This is a genomic window from Microbulbifer sp. ABF4_107, from assembly GCF_056312215.1.
The window spans coordinates 1,224,011-1,243,890 of the sequence record NZ_CM149983.1 but is presented as its reverse complement, the minus strand read 5'-3'; the positions used below and the strand labels follow the sequence as shown (position 1 = coordinate 1,243,890).

The following is a 19,880-nucleotide window of genomic DNA, read 5'->3' as shown; positions in this document are numbered from 1 at the left end:
GCAGGAGAACATTTGGCTAATGTTGCTTCGGTGGCTGGGCCAACGAGGATTTCGATGACTCCCAAACCCGTCGGAGCTAGGAGCCTGCTTGCAGGCGAACCTGTTGGGAGGTTTTTAGAACCCCGGGTTCGCCGCAAGCAGGCTTCTACAAGAAGCGTCGAAATTAGACGATGATACCGCGGTCCTGAAGGGACTTGATCACCGCTTCAACTTCTTCTTCCAATGTCATTTTGTCCGTGCGCAAATGAAGCTCTGGTGCCTCTGGCGCTTCGTAGGGATCATCGATACCGGTGAATCCACGGATTTCGCCGGCGCGGGCCTTCTTGTAGAGGCCCTTGGGGTCGCGTTCTTCGGCCGCTTCCAGGGAGCAGTCTACAAACACCTCCATAAACGGCAGGTCGCCCTCTTTGTGGACCTTGCGCACCATGGCGCGGTCGTCCGCATACGGGCTGATGAAGCTGCTCAGAACGACTACGCCGGTATCCGCAAACAGCTTGGAAATCTCGCCCACGCGACGGATGTTTTCCTGGCGGTCTTCCGCGGAGAAACCCAGGTTGGAGTTGATACCGAGGCGGATATTGTCGCCATCGAGACGGTAAGTCAGAACGCCACGGGCCGTCAGCGCTTTCTCTACAGCAACCGCAACGGTGCTTTTACCGGAACCGGACAGACCGGTGAACCACAGAGTCACACCTTTATGACCCAGCATTGCCGCACGGTCACCACGGGTAACTTCACCATCGTGCCAATGAACATTGGTTGCCTTACGCTCGACTACTTCCGTCACGCTCTTCCCCTAAGTACTTTTTTGAACTTGCTAATAGAAAATCCCGACTGATTCCCCAGCCGAAAAAGATAGAACTGGCGCGCATTATCCTAGATCGCCCCAGTGTGGGTAAAGGCAACCGATAGAACAATACCGTCCCAAAACCAAAAAACCCGGCATATAGCCGGGTTTGCGGGACCAAAAGGTCAAATATGGGGTGGCCGACGGGGATCGAACCCGCGACCTCAGGAGCCACAACCAGATATAAAATCATTATAAATCAATGACTTATGTGGATCGCAGTGGTAAGCCACCCCGTTGATGACACCCTTGTAACCCGCATGGCGCCGTGATGTTGCAAATGTTACCACACCACCGAGCTGTATATATGCACACCACTTTACTATCGCAGTAAAATGGTCACGTCGCACCGCAATGGCCCAGGTTTCGGACGTACAACGGGCCAAGACTCAGTCTTCATGTCAACTGGATTCCGGTCAAACTAACACTCCTGCCGATCAAAATAAGCACTCATCACCAATAGCCCACAATCCCAGCGCGGAGTAGGTGCTTCCGGAATAGTGCTTAAAGGCGAGGCCAAAGTATTCAAGTGCCCGGCCATAGGGCTTTGCTAAATAGTCCCCACAAATTAAGTGGACAAGGCTCCCTTTTTCCAGTGATCTCGCCATGGCAGCCACTTCACTTCCTATCAGCAGCCCTGATAGGTACACCGCGCTGGCAGCTATCGGTTGCAGGCCCAAAACCCCACGACTTCTAGCATTGAAAAGCTGATGAATCAGCCCGGTCTCATCAGCACTGGCTGCTAAGCCCGCATGAAATGCTTCGGCACAGTATTCCTGTTCCCCTTGAACCAACACGCTGTAGTCATTGAGTAGAGCGTAGAGCTCACCAGTGAAAGCTGTGCTGAAGCTACAGATCTCGCCACCTTCAATTTGGACCCACTTGCTGTGGGTTCCCGGCAGGCAGAGGGTGCTCCTCGCCTGCTCCTCTGGGCTTGCCTGGGTCAGCCAGCCTACCACCTGGGTCTCTTCTCCCCGCATCACGTCAGCAGCGCCCGTATTGCTTATGCGCTTTACACCGGGTACACACCAGGCGTTCAGGTCGGTATCCGGAATCTTTACCAGATCCCGGGCAAGCGAAGTCTTTGAAGCCGGACAGTCGACATAGGGCGCTTCATACCAACCAATGCCGGACCCCACCATGCCACACAGGATCACAGGGCAATCAGACCCACCTATCGCCGACAGCTGCACCTTCAAGTAGGCTTCCATATCCGCCTGTTTGAGGTTTTTTACCCCACAATCGGTACTGATCTGTGAAACTATTTCTCCGTGCTCACCAACCCTCATCAGCCGAAAACTACTGGTTCCCCAGTCACACACCAAAACTTCACTCATTGGGGCACCCCGACGACCTATTTGAATTATCTATTGGTTGATTGTTGACCATTAACGGACAATCCATATTGATCCGCTCTCGAAACCACTGATTAGTTGCTCGAAGGTCCCGTAAACACTAGATTTAACCAGCTTAACTGTTGATTGTTAACAGTTTAATGGCGATTTTTTTGTTCGTCTGGGGTACTATCCCTTAATCAGGTACCTGTTGTAGATTTGTTACAAGTCGCTGCAGCTTTTCTAGGGCCAGTCACGTCGGTAGATAGAGCGAGCATGGGCGTACAGGGCAAGAAGCTTGAGCTAAAGAACGTCAGACACGGTGGGACAGACTCCCCACCCTAGGATAATTGGTAGCAGAATCCATTATGCGTGAAGCCACAAAGATCATTCCGGTGCGCGAGCAGATCGCGGACCAATTGCGCTCCGACATTATTTCCGGAGAGCTAGCCCCCAGCACAAAACTCAACGAGCAGCAGCTCGCCAATCGTTTCGGAGTCTCCCGTGGACCGGTGCGAGACGTACTTTTGCAGCTCACCAAAGAGGGGCTGCTAGTCGCCAAAAACAACTGTGGCGTATCGGTAAACAGTGTGCTGGATCCGTCCATGCAGGAACTGATGGTGGATATCCGCCGGCGTATCGAAGTGTTCGCCATCTCCCAGCTGAAAGGCAAGCTGTCAGAAATGGATTTTGCCGAGCTTGAGGATATTCTGGTACGCCTGCAAGACGCGTTTGACGCGCAGGAATTCAACGAGGTCACCAAAGCGGATATCGATTTTCACCGCTACCTGGTGCAGGCCGCTGGCGGCGATGAGCTGACCAACCTCTGGTACCCCATCGTGCTGCGTATGCGCATGAACTACAAGCGTATTTCCAAGCCGAAAGACTGCGTGGACGAGCACCGCGCGATCCTGCAAGCGCTCAAGGCCAATAAAATCAATGTGGCGACCACTGCACTTCGCGCCAACATCAAATAATACCGAATCCGCACACGGAACCCGGCCAAGTGCCGGGCTTTTTTATGCCCGGAACTTATGGCGAAAATAGCCACAAAGCAAAAATAAAAGATAAAAAAAGCGGGGACTTAGAGTCCCCGCAAAGGTGTTCATCCTGATGAGATGAAAGGAAGAGTCCAGAGGCTGCTCAAGCCTCCGAAAGATAAACCGTTTTCTTGTCCACATACTGCTCAAGGCCGTAGCGGCCGTCTTCACCGCCGATACCGGACAGCTTCCAGCCATTGTGGAAACCCTGGTGCTGCTCGCCGATACCGCGGTTCACATACACCTCGCCCACTTCCATTTCCGCGATGGACTGATGGATGTAGCGCAGGTTTTCGGTAAATAGATAGGCGGACAGGCCGTATTCGCTGTCGTTGGTGTATTCGATCACCTGATCGATGCTGGAGATTTTTACGATGGGCAGAATCGGCCCGAAGGTCTCTTCGTGTACCAGGACATTGTCCTGTGTCACATTGCCCAGCACCGTGGGCTCATACCAGTTGCCGCCTTCAAAACCTGCAACCTGTGCCGGCTTGCCACCGGTGAGTAGCTCGGCGCCCTGGGCAATACTTTTCTGCACCAGTTCGTGAATATGCTCGATCTCCCGGGCATTCACTTTGGGGCCCATCTGGGTGTTTTCGTCCAGCGGGTCGCCGACCTTCAGTGCCTGCACCTTGGGCAGGAATTTGGCCATAAAGGCGTCGTACACACTCTCGTGCACATACAGCCGCTCGGCACAGGTGCACACCTGACCGCAGTTGGCGTACCGGGTCCAAAGCGCGGCCTCCGCGGCTTTATCCAGGTCCGCATCTTCCATCACAATAAACGGCGCCTTACCGCCCAGTTCCAGCATCACCGGAATCATGTGCTTGCCACTGGCCTGGTGAATGATCTGGCCAGCGCGGGTGCTGCCGGTCATGGTGATCATTGCGGTCAGCGGGCTCTCGCACAGGGCCTGACCGACAATGGAGCCTTCGCCGTTGACGATATTCAGCACCCCTGCCGGAATACCCACTTCGTTGGCGATGCGGCCGAGCTCCATGGTGGTGAGCGGGGTTTCCTGGGTGGGCTTGATCACAATGCTGTTGCCGGTGATCAGGGCCGGGCCAATTTTGCGGCCGGCCAGTGCCAGCGGGAAGTTCCACGCAGTAATCGCGACCACCACACCGCGGGGCACCTTGTGGATGTAGATTTTTTCATCTTCGTTGTCGGACGGAAGAATATCCCCTTCCAGGGTCAGCGCGTTGTCGCAGGCGTATTCAATGAAAGTGGCGGTTGCGCCAACTTCTCCGCGTGCAACACTGATCAGCTTGCCCTGCTCTTTCACCAGCAGTTCCGCCAGGGCTTCGGTTTCCTCACGAATCGCCGCGGCGAATTTACGCAGCAGTGCAGCGCGATCCCGCGCGGTGCGCTTGGCCCAGGCTTTTTGCGCGGCCTTGGCAACCTGCAGTGCCTTGTCTGCATCTTCTGCGCAGCCCTTGGGAATACTGCCGAGCACTTCGCCGGTGCTGGGGTTCAGCACTTCGATAATGCCGTCCGCTTTGGAGGCGATGTACTCGCCATTCACAAAGTTGACGTTGTTTTTCAAGGCATTGTTTTTCAGTTCGAGAGCCATGAGTTATCTCCCCATCCAGCCGCCGTCTACCAGGACGACGCTGCCATTCATATAGTTGGAGGCTTCACTGGCCAGGAATACGATCGGGCCCTTGAAGTCTTCCGGCTCACCCCAGCGCCCCTGGGGAATACGCGCGAGAATACTGCTGGCGCGCTCACTATCTTCGCGTAGTGCCTGAGTATTGTCCGTAGCGATATAGCCCGGCGCTATCGCATTCACGTTGACGCCCTTGGACGCCCACTCATTGGACAGTGCCATTGTAATCTGGCCGATGGCGCCTTTACTGGCCGCGTAACCCGGCACCGTAATGCCACCCTGGAAGGTCAGTAGCGATGCGGTAAAAATGATCTTGCCCGCACCGCGCGCCGCCATTTCCTTGCCGATCTCCCGACTCAGGATGAACTGGGCATTCAGGTTTACTTCAATCACTTTGTCCCACAGGTCATCGCCGTGCTCGGCCGCCGGTGCGCGCAAAATAGTGCCCGCGTTGTTCACCAGAATATCGATCTCTTTATGCTCACTCTTTACCTTATCAATAAAGGCATACAGAGAACTGCGGTCGGAAAAATCGCACTGGTAGGGGAAAAACTGTTTGCCCGCGGCGGCCACTTCGCGGCCTACCTCAGAATCATTCAGATCCAGATTGGCGGAGACACCGATCACGTCCGCGCCGGCTTCCGCCAGCGCCACGGCCATGGCCTTGCCGATACCGCGGTTGCAGCCGGTGACCAGGGCTTTTTTGCCGGCGAGGCTGAATTTATCCAACATAGTATTTCTCACTTCAATTCGTTCTCGGATGTGCGGCTCAGTCTTCAGCGCCGCAGGAAACCAGCGCTTTCATGCCGGACGGATTGCCATCCATGGAGGCGAATGCGCTGCCGATATCATTCAGTTGTGCGACCTTGCTGATAAATGGCACCAGGTCGATCTTGCCATTGGCGACCATCTCAATGGCCTGCTCGAAATCCGCCGCTTCGTATACGCGGGCACCCACCAGTTCCAGCTCGCGCCAGAAGAACTTGAACAGATCCAGCTGTGGCTTCTGGGAGTGGATGGCCACCATACAGATGCGTCCGCGCACGGCAGCAATGTCGGTCATGGCATCCACTGCCGGCTGCACACCGGACACTTCAAAGACCACGTCTGCGCCCTTGCCGCGAGTCCAGTCTTCCACCGCCGCTTTCAGATCCTGCTCGATGGGGTTTACCGCCAGCGCACCGGTTTTCTCGGCAAACGCGCGACGCTCCGGGCTCGGTTCTGAGATCATTACCTCGGCACCAATACCCAAGGCAACCTGGGCCACCAGTTGGCCGATAGGACCACCACCAAGAATCACCGCTTTTTCACCGGCCTTCAGGCGCGCACGGGAGATATCGTGGCAGGCTACCGCCAGCGGCTCGATCAGTGCGCCCTGCTTCAGGGAAACGTTTTCCGGCAGCTTATGCAGGGTGCGGGCTTTGACATTCCAGTAGCTCTGGAAAGCACCGACAGAGTCAATGCCCATAAACTTCAGGTTGTGGCAGATATGGCTGTGACCCTCATCGCAGGCCGGGCAATCACCGCAGTAATCCAGCGGACGCACGACAACGCGCTCGCCCACGGCGTAATCCTTTACGTTTTCACCCACCGCATCCACAACTCCGGACATTTCGTGGCCGACAACCTTGGGCGGCTGTACACGCTGGTCCATCACACCGTGGTAGATGTGCATATCGGTGCCGCAGATTCCCACGTAACCGACCTTGAGACGAACCTCATCCGCCGCTGGTGCATCGCAGCGACCTTCCACAACTTCAAACGATTTGTTGCCGACATACTGTGCAGCTTGAGCTTGCATGAACTTCACCTGTTAAGAATGCTTGACCAGATGTGGTCGCAGCAGAGTTTCATCAAAAGTCACCCCGGTACCCGGCTCGTTAGAGGCAACAGCGCGGCCGTTTTCGAGCACAATCGGGCGGGTGGTGTATTCGTCGATGGGGAATGAATGCACTTCCAGGTAGCCGGCGTGGGGCTGGCTCGCCATCAGCGATACATGCAGTTCGTGCATGCCGTGGCTGCACACCGGCAGGTTGTGCGCGTAGGCCAGTTCCGCCACTTTCAGCCAGCCGGTGATACCGCCGATATTGGAGGCATCTGGCTGCAGGAAACCGAGCTTGGCCTGGGCGATGGCATAGGTGAACTCGTGCACCGTGTGCAGGTTCTCCCCCATCGCCAAGGGAATATTGATGGCGTCGGCAATACGGCCGTACCCCAGGTAATCATCGGGAATAGTGGGCTCTTCAAACCAGGTGATATCGCAGTGGTCGATCGCGCGGCCAAAGCGCACCGCCTGCTCCACGGTCATGGAATAGTTGGCATCCACCATAAAGGTGACGTCATCACCGATCAGCTTGCGCACTGCTTCCACGCGGGCCACGTCTTCCCGGTAGTCTTCCTTGCCCACCTTGATCTTGACCGCGTTAAAGCCGCGCGCCAGATAGTTGCAAATGTTGTCCAGCAGTTTGGGCTCAGGGAAATTCAGATCGATGCCACCGGCATAGCATTTGGTGGTATTCCCAACGCCGCCGGCCACCTTCCACAGGGGCAGATTCAGACGTTTGCAGCGCAGATCCCACAGGGCGATATCCACCGCCGACAGCGCAAAGCTCAGCAGGCCACCGCGGCCAACGTAATGCAGGTGAGACTGGATCCCCTCCCAGATGGCGAAGATATCCGAGGCATCGCGGCCTTCCAGCAGCGGCTGGATATCGTCCTGCAACAGCGAGTAAATGGCGCGACCGCCGCGACCACCGGTGTAGGTATACCCCACGCCCTCCAGGCCGTCCTGGCAGCGCACACGAAACACCAGAACCTCAAAGTGAGTATGGTCACCGTGGCGCGCATCGGAGAGTACTTCTGCCAGGGGAATCTGGTAATACTCAACCTTGGTGGCGGCGATGGTGCTCGAAGACAGCAGTTCTTTCGCCTGCTCTTGTACTTCCATCAGCATGGAGGAACCCCAAAATCCGTGATTTCTTATTAGCACTTCAATACATCCATTGATTAGACCTCAATCAATGAAACCATTGTATATTGTTAACAATTAACATCAATCATTTTTTTTGCCCATATCGCCGCGGATACAGTTCCCGGTTCAGCGCCTGGGCTGCGGCCACCAGCGGGCCGTAGGGCTCATCCGCCACGGTGACAAAGCCGACGTTGTAGTTCTCGCCATCCCAAGCGCGCCCGGAGGCCGGCGAATCGATGTACTGGAACCACTGGGCACCCACAAACCAAGGGTTATCAATGATGGTGCGCATATAGTCGCGGAACATGGCGCCCCGCTCCTGCTGGCTCTCGGCGGAAACCAGACCGGCATGGAAGCTGCCAGAATCCGTGGCGCCCATATGGAACTCCCCGATAATCGAGGGTTTGTCGATCTCGGCGAGAAAATCCCAGTTGTCTGCCGCGAGGCCCTCGGTATAGAGGTTGTAACTGACCACATCCACATGGGCAGCGGCACCGCGCACCACTTCCGGGGTCATACCCCAGTCGGCAAAGCGCGCACCAAGGAACAGATGATTGGGCATTACCGCCGCCAGCTCGCGCTGCACCACTGAGAAAAATTGTTTGGAAAGCGCTTCCAGTAAAAGGGAGAAATCTTCGCGCAGCGGCCCCGCAATGGGCTGCTTGCCGCCGGCAGACTCGGCAAGGTCAAACCCGCGGGAGAATGCGGCCCAGGAATCCACCGGGTGGGACCAGGCGCGGGACAGGCTCTCCACGCTGGTGTATTTGCTTTTCAGGATATCGACAAACGCCGCTTTGGCCGGGCTATCCGCCGCATCCCGGGTCAGGGTATGAATGATCAGGCCGAAGTGGCCGGCATCGGTTTTTGTGTTGCCCCAGCTCAGCTCGTTTTCGATGTACACGCCCATACACCAGGGGTCGTCCTCGACTTCCGAGGCAACCTGAGCGACGGTGCGCTGAACGGATGCGGTAAATTCAGGATCAAACGGATCGTGCAGCGGCCCCCAGTAGTCTTCGCCGCTACTGACTCTTTTATGATTGCCGCGAATCCAGCCGTTGGCCACATACGCCACCTTGCCGTTGTCATACAGGGAGGGATCGGCCCAGTTCCCGAGAGTGGTAAATCCCCAGGCCAACTGGCGATCAATAGTCACCTCGCGCCAGCGCTGCATAAATTCCGGGCCGTACTTGCGCTGCAGATTGGCCCGATAAAAACTGAAGCCCTGCCCTTTTTCCATCGGCCCCGTGTGTACTACCGGGCGGTAAAAATAATGCGCCGCGAGCGGATCGTCGCTATCCGGCAACCACTGGAACAGGTTGCGTCGCAGCTCGGATGCAATGGTCTTCCCGTCTTCGGTTTCTGGATTCGCAAAATCCTCACCGGTCATGGTGACCGTGTTGTCCATGCGCATGTTGTCGACGCCGGTGGCAAAAAACAGGTACCCCTCGGGATCGATCAGCGCCCACTGGCCATCGACTTTTTGCGTTCGAAAATATCCCGTTGCCTTATACCGCGGCCCCTCGGCCCAGCCACCAAACCGGGAGCGATCTGTAAATCCAGCTGGGCCGGAAAACTGTTCCGCCTCGCGCTCGGCACTTTCGCGTAGCCCGTCGTCACTGTGGATTTTTTCCGGGTAATCCTCGGGCACATACTGGCCGTACTGATCGAAAATTCCCTGCAACTTCTGCGGCTGGAAATCGCCATTGCCCGCCAGGGATATATCCTCAATCACCAGAGTCCGGTCACTGAGGATACTTTTCATATTGAGTTCGAGACGGCGGATATTCGCCAGATCCAGTGACTTGCTGCCCCACATCCAGGTCATCGCCGTTGCGGCGTTATCATAGAGTGCCGGCGCATCCCGCATACCGGTATCCAGGGCAAGTGCCGGACCATTCAGATCGAAATAATAAGTACCGGTCCCGCCCGCGGGCACATTGAACGAGCGGGTACCGTAAGTCTCATCATCGTAGACTGACACAAACAACTGCGCCGAGTGGTCCCCGGGATTGGTTACTTTCAGGGACAGACCGATATTCTCCCCGGTACCACTCCAGTCCCAGCCGGAATCCGGGGCAAGATCCAGTCGCGGCTCGTAGGTGTTTTTGGAGAAAATCGCCTGCAACGGGGAGATTCCGGTGTCCACCGACAGTCGGGAAAGCGACACTCCCTGCCCTTCCACACCTGCGGGGATCCCGCGACCACCAATCAATAAAACCGGCGGGTATTCGTGCTCATTGCCCGGACCCGCAACTACTGCGCCTTTATCGCCTGGCTGACCGCAGGCAGACAGCAGCACAAGAGGCACAGAAAGCCACAGTACTCCGAAACGAAGTTGCTTCAACAGACATTGAACTGAGGAAGAAGAGATCGACATTGAGCTACCCGGAACCAAAAGATCGTCATTCTGTTTTATCAACAATATTTTGTTAACAATCTACAGTCATCCAGACTCAATGTAAACGTTTCAATGTCCCTTGAGGGGCTTAAACCTTTGTTTTACCAATAAAAAAAGCGCGATGCCCTCTCGGGCACCGCGCTTGTCTCCATCGCCCGGCTTTTGGCGCAGGCACGTTTGAACCACCTATCTGTTCGAGCAGGCGTCGATGCCGGGTAGGGCTTTCCACGACCTTCCGCGAGAGGGACCTCGTGGAAGAGCCCCCATGGACGGGTTCACGGCGTGTCCTGGGAAGCCCTGCCCGGCAGCGTCGCCGCCACCGAACTATCTACAGCGCTCGAAAAATCACTCGACAGGCTTCACATCACCAAAGCGGCGCTCATACAGCCCCTCGTGGACTTCCTTGGCCGCTTTGACCATTTCCACGTAAGGCACGTCCGCCACGGAAACAAATCCGTTGGCATAGTTCTCGCCATCGTAAGCGCGGCCCGTAATCGGCGAATCCATGTACTGGAACATATGCACACCCACAAACCAGGGGTTGTCGATAAACGAGTGCATATAGTTCTTGAACATACGGCCGCGGTCTTTCTGGTCCGCAGAAATCACAATCCCCGGATGGAAGTGGCCCTGGTCGTCGGAACCGAAACTGAACTCACCGATCAGGCTGGGCTTGTCGATCTCCGCCAGGAAATCCCACTTGGACGGCACCAGGCCCTCCTCGTACAGGTTATAGCTGATGATATCCACATTCTTGCCCGCCGCTTTCACAATCTCCGGGGGCATACCCCAGCTCGGCAAACGGGACCCCAGGTACAGGTGATTCGGCATTACAGACTTCATCGCCTTGCGTATGGTGCCGAAATACTGATTGCCGTACTCGAACAACAGGGTCGCATAGTCTTCGCGCTGGGCATCGGTAGTGAGGCTGGAATCCATGCCCTTCTCGAACGCTTCCCAGCTCGCCACTTCTTTATTCCACGCGTTATTCAACGCCTCGATGGTGCCGTATTTTTCTTTCAGCACTTTGGTAAACGCGGCCTTGGCCGGGGTGTCCGCGCCATCCCGCGACAGCGCATTGATCACAATACCGTAATGCAACTCATCACTTTCCAGTCGACCGAAGCTCTGCTCATTGTCGAAGAAAATGCCCATGCACCAGGGGCTGTTGTCAATCTGCTTGCTGACCGATTGTGCAGCCACCACGGTGCGCTGGTAAAAGCGCGGATCAAACGGATCCGGCACCGGATGCCAGAAATCAAAGCCACTGGAAAGCGTGCTGAACTCACCGATGATGTCCGCAAAGGCCACAAACGGAATGCGCTCCTCGCTGTAATAGGAATCCGCCGCCCAGTTACCCAGGGAAGTGAAGCCCCAGTCCAGCATGCGGTCGATGGTGACTTTCTGCCAGGTATCCAGGTAGGACTCGGGATAGGTTTCCCCGTAACGGCGCTCTAAATTGGCGCTGTAAAAACTGAACGTTTCACCGTGTCGGAGCGGGCCGGACTGGGTCTCGCGGCGGTAGCCGTAGTGATTACCCAGGTCATCGTCGTAACCGGGCAGCCAGTTGAACATATCGGCGCGGGTTTTGGAGATCAGTTCTCGGGTCGCCCAGGCTTTTTCGTCCACCCGGTTCAGGGGCTGATCGTCTTCGGCGATGACTTCATCGGCGCTGCGTTTGGGAATCAGGTCCTGATCGTAGTCGTATCCGGTAATGGTGGATGAGTTGGACAAGCGGATAATGTCGATACCGGTGGAGAAATACAGGTAACCCTCCGGATCCACGATGGCCCACTTGCCATTGACTTTTTCCGTGCGGAAATAGCCGGTGGCTTCCAGTTGCGGGCCATTTTTCCAGCCGCTGAATTTGGAGCGGTCGCTGTTGGGCTTGCCGGAAAGACTCGCCAGCTCTTCTGCCACTACCTTTTCCAGTTCTTCATCGGAGTGGATCTTGCCTTCGTAGTCCACCTTGGCGTTCTGACCGTACTTGTCCAACAGTCCGGTGAGGAAATTTTCATCCATGGCCGGGTTTGCCCGCAGGCGCAGATTGTCGATGGTGTACTGGCGATCGCTCAGGCTGCCGTCGGAGCCAAAAGAAATCTGGGTAATGCCACTCAGATCCAGCAGCTTCTTGCCCCAGAAGGAATGCAGCATAATATCGTCGGACTGCCAGGTTGGCGGGTTGGAGCGCAGACCAGAGGCAAAATTGAATTCGTTCTGTGCGGCCGCTTTCGGATCTTCCTGGTCGTGCCCGTGCAGCTTGGCGTAATAGGTACGGTACACACCATCGGCAGGTACCACCAGGCCGCGGGTGTAGAAATCCCCATTCTTATCGCCCATGGTGACATCGATCTGAACGGACTCGTCACCATTGTTGGCCACATCAAACGCCAGGTTGAAGTCGGAAAACTCACTCCAGTCCCAGGCTTCCGCCGGCTGAATCACCAGGCCCGCGCCGTTGTTTTCCTGCAGTTTCAACTTCACCTGCAGCGCCTTGCCACCGGCACCATCGTCTACCAGATTCGCGGTGCCATTATTGACCTGCACCGATGCGGGAATCCCACCCTCGTTAAAGTTTTCGAGGAAAAAATCTTCGGCCAACAGGTTGGAGTCCGCAGAGACTTTCGCAACCGCACTGGATTCACCCCCCTTGTCACCGGAAGAACACGCAGCCAGGCCACCCAGGGTGGCGGCAGCAACGGCCAGGCTCAGCACGGAGCGCAACAGCAGCTGGCGGGAATACTTGGAAGTGGTCTTGGTTTCCATCGTCTTACTCGTTCTAATTATCAATTTTCATCAATGCTGGAAATCGTATCGAACGCCGCCAGGCGCACGCGCAGTAGATTTCTTACCAATTGGTGTAGCTGCCGTCGGGCTTGTAGAGTCTTGGTGCCTCCCAGAATTTGAAAGACTGCTCTGCGAGCATTTCCTCATTCACATCGATGCCGATGCCCGGCGCATCGCCCACCGGATACACCCGATTCACTTCTTTCGGGCGGTTGATGAAATACTTGTCGTGATCGGATTTGTTGCTGTCGTAAGGCGCAATCTCACACCAGGAAAGATTTGGCACCGCCGCGCACATCTGAATGGTGGCAGCGGTACACACCGGGCCCAGTGGGTCGTGGGGCATAATGTCGATGTAGTGGCTTTCCGCCATCGCCGCCACTTTCATCGCCTCGGTCAAACCACCCACGTTGCACACGTCGATACGGGCAAAGTTTGTGAGATCGTTTTCGATATAAGGTATAAAGTCCCACTTGCTGGCGAACTCTTCACCGATGGCAAAGGGCACATTCACCAGTTTGCGCAGCCCCTGGTACGCGGTAACCGACTGATCGCGGATTGGCTCTTCGAGAAAATCGAGCACACCCTCGCCCAGTTTCTGGCAGAAACTCGCGGTTTCGGCAACAGAGAGGCGGTGGTGATAGTCGATACCCAGCACCAACTCCTCCCCCAGCTCCTGACGGATTTCCTTCAAGCTCCCGGCTGCGGCGGCAATGGATTTGCGCACATCAAACGTGGTGGGCTCGGTGGGCGAACCGTGTTCGCCTGTGGTTGCACGAATCACTTCCCAGCCCTGCTCCCGCAGTGCACGGAAGTCATCCAGCAGCGCCTGCCCCATGGATTTGGTCGAAGTCACAAACAGCGGAATTTCATCGCGCTGCTTGCCGCCAAGTAATTGATAGGTCGGCACGTTCAGCGCCTTGCCGGCAATATCCCACAGGGCGATGTCGATAGCAGAAATGGCTGCGGTAAGCACCCGGCCACCTTCGAAATACTGGCTGCGGTACATCTCCTGCCACAGGGCGCCAATGTTGCGTGCATCACGGCCAATCAGAAACTCGCGGAAATGTTTTACCGCACCGGCCACCGCCAGCTCGCGACTGGATAGACCGGACTCGCCCCAGCCATAGATTCCCTCGTCGGTTTCCACCTTCACCAGGCACAGATTGCGGTGTCCAACCCAGGCCGGGTAAACCTTGATATCGCTAATCTTCATGCTCGCACTCCGCTCATTTCAGATCGTCGGTGGGACAGAGGCTGGCACTGAGGCCATGGTCTGCGGTGATATTGGAGCCGGTCATGGCACCGGAACAGGGCGACAGGAGGAAGGCAGCAATGTGGCCGACCTCCTCCACCGTGTTGTATTTTTTGTCCGCGTGCATATTATCGAAAGACGCCGCCAGCGCCGGATTTTCATCGGCGACTTTCGCCACCGCTTCGGTCTTAGTCAGCCCCGGACACAAGCTGTTTACGCGGATCCCCTTTTTCCCCAGACTCCAGGCCATGGCGCGGGTCATGGCGACGATCGCCCCCTTGGTAGCGGAATACATTTCGTAGCCGGCCACGCTGGCGCCAGCGTGATTGGAGGCAATATTCACAATGGTCGCACCAGGCTGCATGCGGCGCGCTGCCGCCTGGCACAACAGAAATACCGAGCGCTGGTTGACTTCCCAAAGGCAGTCCAGTTTGTCCAAGTCGAAGTCGAGAAAGTCCCCCTCGATGGTGACGCCGGCGTTATTCACCAGGCCATCGATGCGCCCGAACTTTTCGAAGACCTCGTCGATAAACGGAGAAATGGCGGAAGCGTCCCCCACATTCAGCGGAAAATAGGCGCTCTCAAAACCACGATCGCGCAGGGTTTCCACCCGGTTACTCGCATCATTGATATCCGCCAGTACCACCTTGGCACCCGCCTCGGCACACACCTGTGCAATACCCCAACCGATGCCTGCAGCGGCACCGGTGACGATAACAACCTTCTGATCCAGCAAGGCTTTAGACATGAAGACTTCTCACTTTCTTGATCGGTCCACCAGTGCGCGCTCAGGCGCGCACCATGGTCGCTTCGATTTCTTCGATGGATTTGTTTTTGGTTTCCGGCAGCAGACGGAACAGCAGTGCAAGGCTCACGCTGATACAGGCGGCATAGAACAGGAAGATTTCCGTCGCGCCCATATTGTTCAATTGCCAGGGGAAAAACTGCTGCACGAAGTAGCTGACGGTACTCACAATCAGCGCAAAGAATGGAATCGCTACACCGCGAACATGCGTGGGGAAAATTTCCGAGAAGAGCACCCACATCACCGGCCCGATGGACAGGTTAAACGCGGCGATGAAACACATGATGCCCATCAACACCAATTTAGCGTTGATCTGGATTGCATTCTGGATCAGCACACCCTCGTTGGCCCGCGCGGTTGCGTCGCCGAGCGCCTCATACATGGCCTGCTTGAAGGCCACATCGCTCTCAAAGGCAGTGCCGACCAAAGCCTGCAAGCCAGACACATCAATATTCGCATTCGCCAGCGCCTGTAGCGAAGCCGCGGTCAACTCATAGCTGGCCTGACTGAACGCCCAGCTGCACAGAAACAGGCTGACACCACCCCAGGCGAGGCCGAACAGCACCAGTGGGCGGCGCCCAAGACGATCAATCAGCAGCAGCGCCAGAATCGTGAACATCACGCTCACTACGCCGACGATCACTGCCTGCATAAAGGCGGCATTGGTGCCGATACCCACCTGCTCAAACACCGTGGGCGCGTAGAACATAATGGCGTTGATACCGGTAATCGGCTGCGCGATGGCGATCACCAGGCCAACCCAAAAGGCGGTGCGCAGGCGCGGTTTGAAAATCTCTGCCACCTGCTGGCGGAAACTGCCGGTAGGCGCGGCCGCGGCGCTCTCCTGGATTTCCTGGATCTGCGGTTCGATATGGCCAGCGGGGATCAACTTGCCCATCACGTCGCGGGCCTCATCCAGGCGCCCTTTCAGTACCAGCCAGCGCGGGCTCTCGGGAATGGCCAGCAACATCAACAGCCAGATCAGCGCCGGAATCACTTCCACTCCGAGCATCCAACGCCAGGTGTACTGATCGATCCCAAGCGCGCCCACCCAGGCTGCGTCCGCATTGGACGCCTGCAGAATCAGGTAGTTAGCAAAGTACGCCGCCGACAGCCCCACTACGGTAGTGATCTGGTTCATGGAGACCAGCTTGCCGCGCATATTGGCCGGGGCGATCTCGCCGATATACATGGAGGCGAGAGACAGGGAGGTAAACGCAAGGCCACCGAGGAAGCGCGCCGCCACCAACATTTCAAAATTGGGGGCGAGCACCGAGCCAACGGCAGAAAGAAGATAAAGAGCGGCGATAATCAGCAGCGCCGATTTACGGCCCCAAGCGTCACAAATCCGCCCGGTGACCATCAACGCAAAAATCACCCCGAAACCGGGCGCACTGACCACGGTCCCCACCTGCAAGTCGGACAGGGTAAATTCGGCAGTAATAAAACGCACGGTGCCGGAGATCAGCGCCGCATCCAGTCCAAAGATGAAACCGCCAAATGCCACGATCGCGGCAAATTTGAAGGCGGTCAATTGGAATCCTCTCATCGGATAACCCTCTTTATTGTTATGGGTACTCCGACCGCTGATACCTGCCACCCTCTTCAGGGGTACCTTCAGGTATCTTCTGGTTGCACGGTCGGCCACCACTTGATGTTGGCCCATCATACAACCCTAATCCATTTTTGTTAACAATTAACTATATACAAATATTCCTGAGTCCCTTTATACTGCATCCATCCTGTCCCGTCACCGGGAATAAACAGAAAACAGCACAGGAAGACCCGATGTTGAGCCAACAGTTTCATCAGGCCCTGGAGGCCTGCCCGCTGATCGCCATTATTCGTGGCGTGACACCGGACGAGATCGACATGGTCGCCAACACCCTGCTGGATGCCGGCGTGCGCGCTATCGAGATCCCACTGAACTCACCGGTTGAGCCCCTCAAAAGCATCGAGCGGCTGGCCAGAATCATGGATGAATTCGGTGAAACCACCATCTGCGGTGCCGGCACCGTACTCACCCCGGAACAGGTGCAGAGTGTACAAAATGCGGGCGGAAAGATCATTGTTTCGCCAAACTGCGACCCAGAGGTGATCCAGGCCACCCTAGAGCGGGATTTGATTTCGGTTCCCGGCTGTCTCACCCCGACCGAGGCGTTCAACGCTCTGAAAGCCGGCGCCCGGGTGCTGAAGATGTTCCCGGTGGCGGACTTCCCGGCCCAATATCTGGCTTCTCTGGGCGCCGTGGTACCGAAAGACATCCTCACCCTGGCGGTGGGCGGCATCACCGATACCAATATGGAAGAGTACTGGAAAGCCGGTGCCCGCGGATTCGGCCTCGGCTCCAATATTTACGCCGCCGGCGACAATGCCAGCCAGATCGCGGACAAGGCGCGCATCATGGTGGACGCGGCCAACCGCGCCAAAGCACTGGGCGCCTGAACAATTTCTCTCTTACACCGGAGACTCTCCCAGTGATGGAATCCGGTGCACCTTGTCAGTTGCGATTGACTCTTCGTGACCTTTGCTTGTACCGCAATGCAAGCATTTCTCTCGCTTCAACGCCCCTTTTCAGGGGCGTTTTTTTAACTCTTGAATATATTTATTCACTGCCCCGGTCCGAGGCCAAGCGACGCACTGATTCGCGCGGCAGATTCCCGCACCGCCCGCACCAGCTCTTCCCGCTCCAGCTTCTTACCCACTACCGACGTCAGGCTGGAAACCGCCAGTGCAGCAATGGTCGCCCCGTCCGGCTGTCCTACCAGGGCTGCGCAATCGGTCACGCCATCGGTCAATTCACTGGTCCGCAGTTCAAACCCCTGATCGCGCACCGACAGCAACGAGTGTTCGAGCTCGGCCTCACCTTCCTGGACAGCGGTTTTCGCCAGAAGGCCGGCGCGGCGCCCGGCCTCACAGTTCGCCAGCAACACCCGCCCGGATACGGTCTGCAGCAACGGGAAAAGCGTACCCTCGTTGAACGACAGGGAAACCGGCCCGGGACTCTGCACCTGCAGCACCACCATCAGCTGCCCCTGGTGGATCACACTCAGGTGGCAGGATTGGCCGAGACGTGCCGCCAGCGCCTCCATCTCCGGCTGCGCCGCAAAGCGCAATTGCGATACTGGCGACAGGGTACGGGTCAGCTCCAGCAGCTTGAGAGACACCCGGTATTTGCCAGACACCTCATCCCGCAGCAGATAACCCCGGGACTCCAGGCCAACCAGCACCCGGAAGATCTCACTATTGGTACGCCCGATACCCTGGGCAATATCCGACTGGGACAGCGGAAGCGATTCCGCGGCGAGAAACTCCAGTATCTCCAACGCCTTATCCAGCGCGGGCACCGCGTATTTATTCGCGCCATTGCCATTCTTCTGGCTGCCGGCCTTTGCGCTCACTTTCTCGGGCACTGCTTCCCCCTGACCCATCCAATTTATCGATTTGTTAAGCCTGCGCATTTAAGCACAGGTTGACACCACCAAAAAACGATTTTTATACTTGAACAACACTTTCAAATATAAAAATATAATCCTGATGAGCCGCCAACCTGCGGGTGCCCCTAATCCCGGACCAGCACCCGCGCCTCGCACAGCGAGACACTCTAGAGAGAATCGAGAGAAAACTATGAGCAGCTCCGACATCGACCAACTGAAGCAAGGCGCCCCACAGCAGGCGGCGGAACCCATCGTCCTGCGTGGCATGACCTGGAACCATACCCGTGGCTTTACCCCCATGGTGGCGGCCGCCCAGCGCTTTGAAGAACTGAACCCCAATGTCACCATCCAGTGGGACAAGCGCTCACTGCAGGCCTTTGCCGACCACCCCATCGACGACCTCGCCAGCCGCTACGACCTGCTGGTGATCGATCACCCCTGGACCGGTTTTGCCGCACGGGAAAAAGTCATCCTGCCCCTGGACGAGCACCTGCCCGCCGCCTTCCTCAAGGACCAGGCAGACAATGCCGTGGGGCACTCTCACACCTCCTATCACTACGATGGCCAGCAGTGGGCCCTCGCCCTGGACGCCGCCACCCCGGTCGCGTCACTGCGCCCGGACCTGCTGCAAGAAAAAGGACTGGAAGAACCCAAAATGTGGGAAGACCTTATGGCACTGGCGGAAAAAGGTCTGGTGGCGGTACCCAGTATTCCCCAGGACACCCTGATGAACTTCTACATGTTGTGCTCCGCCATGGGTGAAGATCCCTGTGTGGGCGAAGAAGTCGTGAGCAAAGCAGTGGGTATCGAAGCCCTGGGCATGCTGAAGGCGCTGTCCGACAATCTGGATCGCCGCTGCTTCGACTGGAATCCCATCAAGGTGTACGAGGCCATGACCCGCAGTGACGACTTCGCCTACTGCCCCTTCGCCTACGGCTACGCCAATTACGCGCAACCCGGCTATGCGCGCAAGCTGCTGGAATTCCGCGATACCGTGACCGCAGGCCCCAAAGGTGACCACCTGAAAACCACCCTGGGCGGCACCGGCCTCGCCATCTCCGCGCACACCAAGCACGCGGAAGTGGCCGCACAATTCGTGGAGTTTGCCGGCAACCCGGAACTGCAGGCCTCCTTTTACATCCAGTACGGTGGACAACCGGGGCACCGCAAAGCCTGGACCAGCGAGTCTGCCAATCATTTGACCAACAACTACTTCACCAACACCCTGCCCACCCTGGACCGCGCCTTCCTGCGTCCACGCTACCATGGGCATATGTTTTTCCAGGACAACGCCGGCGCGCCCATTCGCAACTACCTGATGTACGGTGGCGACGCAAATACCCTACTTGATCAGCTTAATGCGCTGTACGTGAAATCACGTCAAAGCTAACAACCAC

The 19,880-nt window shown here is 56.8% G+C and carries 15 protein-coding genes; 3 read left to right on the top strand and 12 right to left on the bottom strand.

Going from position 1 to position 19,880, the window contains the following annotated elements:
- Nucleotides 1-163: 163 nt before the first annotated feature.
- Nucleotides 164-787: an adenylyl-sulfate kinase gene (gene cysC, locus ACYX4K_RS05115; RefSeq protein WP_475093191.1), complete on the bottom strand. Its 624-nt coding sequence runs from the start codon at nucleotides 785-787 to the stop codon at nucleotides 164-166.
- Between the two features lie 497 nt (nucleotides 788-1,284).
- Complete coding sequence (locus tag ACYX4K_RS05110) at nucleotides 1,285-2,184, bottom strand: 2-dehydro-3-deoxygalactonokinase (RefSeq protein ID WP_475093192.1); 900 nt, start codon at nucleotides 2,182-2,184, stop codon at nucleotides 1,285-1,287.
- Between the two features lie 365 nt (nucleotides 2,185-2,549).
- Here ACYX4K_RS05110 and ACYX4K_RS05105 point away from each other — a divergent pair, with 365 nt between their 5' ends.
- Nucleotides 2,550-3,158: a GntR family transcriptional regulator gene (locus tag ACYX4K_RS05105; RefSeq protein WP_475093193.1), complete on the top strand. Its 609-nt coding sequence runs from the start codon at nucleotides 2,550-2,552 to the stop codon at nucleotides 3,156-3,158.
- Nucleotides 3,159-3,324: 166 nt separating this feature from the next.
- Here the strand turns inward: ACYX4K_RS05105 and aldA are convergent, their stop codons facing one another.
- From aldA to ACYX4K_RS05060, 9 genes are all read right to left on the bottom strand, one after another.
- On the bottom strand, nucleotides 3,325-4,794 hold the full coding sequence (gene aldA, locus ACYX4K_RS05100) for an aldehyde dehydrogenase (protein WP_475093194.1): 1,470 nt from the start codon (nucleotides 4,792-4,794) through the stop codon (nucleotides 3,325-3,327).
- Between the two features lie 3 nt (nucleotides 4,795-4,797).
- Nucleotides 4,798-5,562, bottom strand: coding sequence for an SDR family NAD(P)-dependent oxidoreductase (locus ACYX4K_RS05095; protein ID WP_475093195.1), 765 nt, complete (start codon nucleotides 5,560-5,562; stop codon nucleotides 4,798-4,800).
- A 37-nt stretch (nucleotides 5,563-5,599) separates the two neighbouring features.
- Entirely contained in the window at nucleotides 5,600-6,631 is a 1,032-nt protein-coding gene (locus tag ACYX4K_RS05090; protein WP_475093196.1) for a zinc-dependent alcohol dehydrogenase, read from the bottom strand.
- Nucleotides 6,632-6,643: 12 nt separating this feature from the next.
- Nucleotides 6,644-7,783: a mandelate racemase/muconate lactonizing enzyme family protein gene (locus ACYX4K_RS05085; protein ID WP_475093197.1), complete on the bottom strand. Its 1,140-nt coding sequence runs from the start codon at nucleotides 7,781-7,783 to the stop codon at nucleotides 6,644-6,646.
- Between the two features lie 103 nt (nucleotides 7,784-7,886).
- Nucleotides 7,887-10,178 (bottom strand): agarase, encoded by a 2,292-nt coding sequence (locus ACYX4K_RS05080; protein ID WP_475093198.1) that lies wholly within the window; start codon nucleotides 10,176-10,178, stop codon nucleotides 7,887-7,889.
- A 366-nt stretch (nucleotides 10,179-10,544) separates the two neighbouring features.
- Nucleotides 10,545-12,965, bottom strand: a complete 2,421-nt coding sequence (locus ACYX4K_RS05075) for a beta-galactosidase (RefSeq protein WP_475093199.1) — start codon at nucleotides 12,963-12,965, stop codon at nucleotides 10,545-10,547.
- An 82-nt stretch (nucleotides 12,966-13,047) separates the two neighbouring features.
- A complete protein-coding gene (locus ACYX4K_RS05070; RefSeq protein WP_475093200.1) occupies nucleotides 13,048-14,202 on the bottom strand; it encodes a mandelate racemase/muconate lactonizing enzyme family protein in 1,155 nt (384 codons plus the stop codon).
- Nucleotides 14,203-14,215: 13 nt separating this feature from the next.
- Entirely contained in the window at nucleotides 14,216-14,989 is a 774-nt protein-coding gene (locus ACYX4K_RS05065) for an SDR family NAD(P)-dependent oxidoreductase (RefSeq protein ID WP_475093201.1), read from the bottom strand.
- A gap of 40 nt (nucleotides 14,990-15,029) precedes the next feature.
- Nucleotides 15,030-16,595 carry an MFS transporter gene (locus ACYX4K_RS05060; RefSeq protein WP_476178778.1) on the bottom strand — a complete coding sequence of 522 codons (1,566 nt, stop codon included), beginning with the start codon at nucleotides 16,593-16,595 and terminating at the stop codon, nucleotides 15,030-15,032.
- A 239-nt stretch (nucleotides 16,596-16,834) separates the two neighbouring features.
- On the opposite strand from ACYX4K_RS05060, the gene ACYX4K_RS05055 reads away from it, so the two are divergent.
- Nucleotides 16,835-17,491 (top strand): 2-dehydro-3-deoxy-6-phosphogalactonate aldolase, encoded by a 657-nt coding sequence (locus ACYX4K_RS05055; RefSeq protein ID WP_475093203.1) that lies wholly within the window; start codon nucleotides 16,835-16,837, stop codon nucleotides 17,489-17,491.
- A gap of 164 nt (nucleotides 17,492-17,655) precedes the next feature.
- Here the strand turns inward: ACYX4K_RS05055 and ACYX4K_RS05050 are convergent, their stop codons facing one another.
- On the bottom strand, nucleotides 17,656-18,459 hold the full coding sequence (locus tag ACYX4K_RS05050; RefSeq protein WP_475093204.1) for an IclR family transcriptional regulator: 804 nt from the start codon (nucleotides 18,457-18,459) through the stop codon (nucleotides 17,656-17,658).
- A 214-nt stretch (nucleotides 18,460-18,673) separates the two neighbouring features.
- On the opposite strand from ACYX4K_RS05050, the gene ACYX4K_RS05045 reads away from it, so the two are divergent.
- Nucleotides 18,674-19,873, top strand: coding sequence for an ABC transporter substrate-binding protein (locus ACYX4K_RS05045; RefSeq protein WP_475093205.1), 1,200 nt, complete (start codon nucleotides 18,674-18,676; stop codon nucleotides 19,871-19,873).
- Nucleotides 19,874-19,880 lie beyond the last annotated feature (7 nt).

Excerpts from the sequence above, each read along its gene's own strand:
- ACYX4K_RS05110 (WP_475093192.1), bottom strand. The coding sequence starts at position 2,184 with ATGAGTGAAGTTTTGGTGTGTGACTGGGGAACCAGTAGTTTTCGGCTG.
- ACYX4K_RS05105 (WP_475093193.1), top strand. The coding sequence starts at position 2,550 with ATGCGTGAAGCCACAAAGATCATTCCGGTGCGCGAGCAGATCGCGGAC.
- aldA (WP_475093194.1), bottom strand. The coding sequence starts at position 4,794 with ATGGCTCTCGAACTGAAAAACAATGCCTTGAAAAACAACGTCAACTTT.
- ACYX4K_RS05095 (WP_475093195.1), bottom strand. The coding sequence starts at position 5,562 with ATGTTGGATAAATTCAGCCTCGCCGGCAAAAAAGCCCTGGTCACCGGC.
- ACYX4K_RS05090 (WP_475093196.1), bottom strand. The coding sequence starts at position 6,631 with ATGCAAGCTCAAGCTGCACAGTATGTCGGCAACAAATCGTTTGAAGTT.
- ACYX4K_RS05085 (WP_475093197.1), bottom strand. The coding sequence starts at position 7,783 with ATGCTGATGGAAGTACAAGAGCAGGCGAAAGAACTGCTGTCTTCGAGC.
- ACYX4K_RS05080 (WP_475093198.1), bottom strand. The coding sequence starts at position 10,178 with ATGTCGATCTCTTCTTCCTCAGTTCAATGTCTGTTGAAGCAACTTCGT.
- ACYX4K_RS05075 (WP_475093199.1), bottom strand. The coding sequence starts at position 12,965 with ATGGAAACCAAGACCACTTCCAAGTATTCCCGCCAGCTGCTGTTGCGC.
- ACYX4K_RS05070 (WP_475093200.1), bottom strand. The coding sequence starts at position 14,202 with ATGAAGATTAGCGATATCAAGGTTTACCCGGCCTGGGTTGGACACCGC.
- ACYX4K_RS05065 (WP_475093201.1), bottom strand. The coding sequence starts at position 14,989 with ATGTCTAAAGCCTTGCTGGATCAGAAGGTTGTTATCGTCACCGGTGCC.
- ACYX4K_RS05060 (WP_476178778.1), bottom strand. The coding sequence starts at position 16,595 with ATGAGAGGATTCCAATTGACCGCCTTCAAATTTGCCGCGATCGTGGCA.
- ACYX4K_RS05055 (WP_475093203.1), top strand. The coding sequence starts at position 16,835 with ATGTTGAGCCAACAGTTTCATCAGGCCCTGGAGGCCTGCCCGCTGATC.
- ACYX4K_RS05045 (WP_475093205.1), top strand. The coding sequence starts at position 18,674 with ATGAGCAGCTCCGACATCGACCAACTGAAGCAAGGCGCCCCACAGCAG.